Below are 2,754 nucleotides of genomic sequence, written 5' to 3'. Positions count from 1 at the left end.
GGTGTAGGAGCTGGCCCCGGCGCGTCCACCCGCCTTGAAGGGCGCGGCTGCCGACAGGACCGGGAGGCTGGCGTACTGCCCGCCTGAGAGCGCCGCCTTCACATAGGCGATCTGGGCGTTACTCACGAGCTGCACGCTGGGATCGTCCTGGGTCAGCGCCCAGTAGGAGTTGATCGGGGCCGAGAGGTCGGCGACCTTGCCGCGCACGTAGGCCAGCGTGCCCGCGTGAGCCGTTTTGACGGCGGCGGCGATGCGCGGATCGGGTGTCACTAAGCTCTTTTTCGCCGCCTTGTCCCAGATCGGGCGCAGCATCGAAGACGAGTCCACGATCTTCCAGACCTGGCCGTCTTTTTGCAGTTTCAGGTCCACGATGCCCAGGTTGTTGCCCCAGAATCCGGCCATGACCACCGCCTTGCCGTTGATGGTGCCCCTGGTGATGTCGGCGCCGGGAATGCTCGTGTAGATTGGCCCCGGAAATTCCTGGTGGCTGTGGCCCGACAGCACCACGTCGATGCCCGGCACCTTGGTCAGCTCGGTGGCGGCGTTCTCCTGGCCCGGCTGGTAATCGGCGGCCAGGCCACTGTGGGCAATCGCCACGATGATGTCGGCGCCCTGGGCCTTCATCTGCGGCACGAACTTCCTGGCCGTCTCTACGATGTCGCGGGTCGTGACTTTGCCCTGCAAATTGGCTTTGTCCCACTGCATGATCTGCGGCGGCAAAAAGCCGATCACACCCACGTTGAGCACCTGCGGGCGCCCGGCGCTGTCGGTCATGATGCGGCGCTGAATCAGGTACGGCGTGAAGGCGTTCTTGTCATTGCCTGGGTCTGTGTCGCCGTCATCAAAGTAGACGTTGGCGTTCACCATCGGCATCGGCGCGGCGGCCATGACCTGCTGGAGAAACGGCAGGCCGTAGTTGAACTCGTGGTTGCCGAGGTTGCCCGCGTCGTAGCGTAGCAGCTTCATGGCGGCGTGCATCGGGTGGAGCTGGCCGGGAGAGAGGGGCCTCACGCGGGCCACGTAGTCGCCCAGCGGGTTGCCCTGAATCAGATCGCCGTTGTCGTACAGCAAAGTGTTGCGCTGCTCTTTTTTGGCGGCCTGGATCAGCGTCGCGGTGTACTCGAAGCCGAATTCCCCGGTGGGCTTGTCCTGGTAGTAGTCGTAGCCGAGCGCGGCGGTGTGCAGGTCGGTGGTTTCCAGAACCCGCAGGCTGACGGTGGGCGCGGCGGTGACGGTGGGCGCGCTGGGGCTCGGTGCGGTCTGTGCGCTTGCCACTCCGCCCAGGGCCAGGGTCAACATCAACGTCGATTTGAAGTTCATCCTGCCGTTATAGCGGGCCGCGAGTCAGGGCTGGGTGAGGCGGAGTGGTGGGCCTGAAGGTTGGATGAAGATCAGGCGGGTCCGCGTCCGGCCATCTCGAACGCTCGGCCATAATGCGAACTTCTCACGTTTAGCCGCTACAACGTCGGTATGAAATCTGCCCTGCTCCTGGTCATCACAGCGGCTTTGCTGAGCGCCTGTTCGTCCGAAACCGGCACCACCGCCCCGCCGGACACCACCGCGCCCAGCACGGGAACAGGCACTGGCACGAGCGTCAGCACCGACAAGACCGCGCCCACCGTCAGCCTCAAGGCCACGCCCTCGCCGCTCACCACCGCGCAGCCGCTGGTGCTGGAGGCCACCGCCGCTGACGACACCGGTGTGGCCCGCGTGGAGTTCTACCGGGGAGGGGCGCTGATCTCCACCGCCACCACCGCGCCCTACCGGGCCAGCGTGACTGGGCTAAGCCGCCTGGACAATGGCCCGCTGACCTTCACCGCCAAAGCCTATGACGCGGCGGGCAACGTCGCCAGCGCCGATACCACCGTCACGGCCAGCATCAGTACGCTGTATCAGGGCAAGTGGACCTGGACGGCCACCGACGCCATCAGCGGCAGCGCCGTGGACAGCGGCACCATCACCTTCGACAGCGAGGTTGCCGAGAGCGGGCGCACCGCCGCGCTGGGCCGCTACAGCGCCGCTGGCGGGCAGTCGGGCCGGGCGGTGCTCGGTCCTATCGCGGCGGCGGGCAACCTGCAAGTCCTGCTGGGCGTGGGCGATTCGCTGACTGGCTACATCGCTGCCCAGGACGCCGACAACACGCTGACGAACGGCACCTTCGACGGACCCGGCACGCTGGTTGGCACCGGCAACCAGATCGGCCAGCTTCTGCGCGTAACCATGCAGCAGGTGAGCACGCAGCCGTAGAGGGGAAAAGCTGGTGTTGAGGTATTGCCGGGCTAACATGTACTTACGAAGAGGACGAGAGCCGCCCTGTTTCTCGCCGCTGCCCTCCTGCTCAGCGCCTGTGGAACGCAACCCGCACCGTCGGTTCTCCAGCCGGGCTGCCACCTGCAAGACGACGGCTACATGCTCTGCGTCGATCCGCCGCCGCCCGGTCTGAACTGATCAAAAATGAAGGAGAGGGCACTTCATCTGGCGTGCCCTCTCCCCCAAACCCAATGCTCAGTCCGCAGCCTGCTCCGGCGGATACACTTCGATAATTCCCGCTGCGCCCATGCCGCCGCCGATGCACATGGTGATCAGCGCCTTGCCGCCGCCCCGGCGCCGCAACTCGTGAATGGCCGTGGTGGTCAGCTTGGCCCCCGAACAGCCCAGCGGATGCCCCAGCGCGATGGCCCCGCCGTTGACGTTGGTGATGTCCTCGTTGAGCCCCAGCGTGCGGATGACCGCCAGGCTCTGCGCCGCGAAGGC

General features: G+C 66.1%; 2 protein-coding genes and 1 pseudogene. 1 reads left to right on the top strand and 2 read right to left on the bottom strand.

What is annotated here, in order from left to right; genetic code table 11:
• Positions 1–1,320, bottom strand: a 1,320-nt coding sequence (locus Q0R23_RS04370; protein WP_293910751.1) for a bifunctional 2',3'-cyclic-nucleotide 2'-phosphodiesterase/3'-nucleotidase, incomplete at its 3' end; no start/stop codon positions are given.
• Positions 1,321–1,470: 150 nt separating this feature from the next.
• Between Q0R23_RS04370 and Q0R23_RS04365 the strand changes: the two genes are divergently transcribed.
• On the top strand, positions 1,471–2,247 hold the full coding sequence (locus tag Q0R23_RS04365) for an Ig-like domain-containing protein (protein WP_293910749.1): 777 nt from the start codon (positions 1,471–1,473) through the stop codon (positions 2,245–2,247).
• Between the two features lie 258 nt (positions 2,248–2,505).
• On the opposite strand, the pseudogene Q0R23_RS04360 reads toward Q0R23_RS04365, so the two are convergent.
• A pseudogene (locus Q0R23_RS04360) lies at positions 2,506–2,754 on the bottom strand (acetyl-CoA C-acyltransferase); the annotation flags it as partial.

It is taken from the genome of Deinococcus sp. (genome assembly GCF_025362455.1).
Classification (GTDB): domain Bacteria; phylum Deinococcota; class Deinococci; order Deinococcales; family Deinococcaceae; genus Deinococcus.
The sequence above is the reverse complement of the archived record's forward strand: the minus strand, read 5'-3'. Positions and strand labels throughout refer to the sequence as shown.

Bases quoted from the DNA above. Each gene is read 5' to 3' on its own strand.
- Q0R23_RS04365 (WP_293910749.1), top strand. From the start codon at position 1,471: ATGAAATCTGCCCTGCTCCTGGTCATCACAGCGGCTTTGCTGAGCGCC.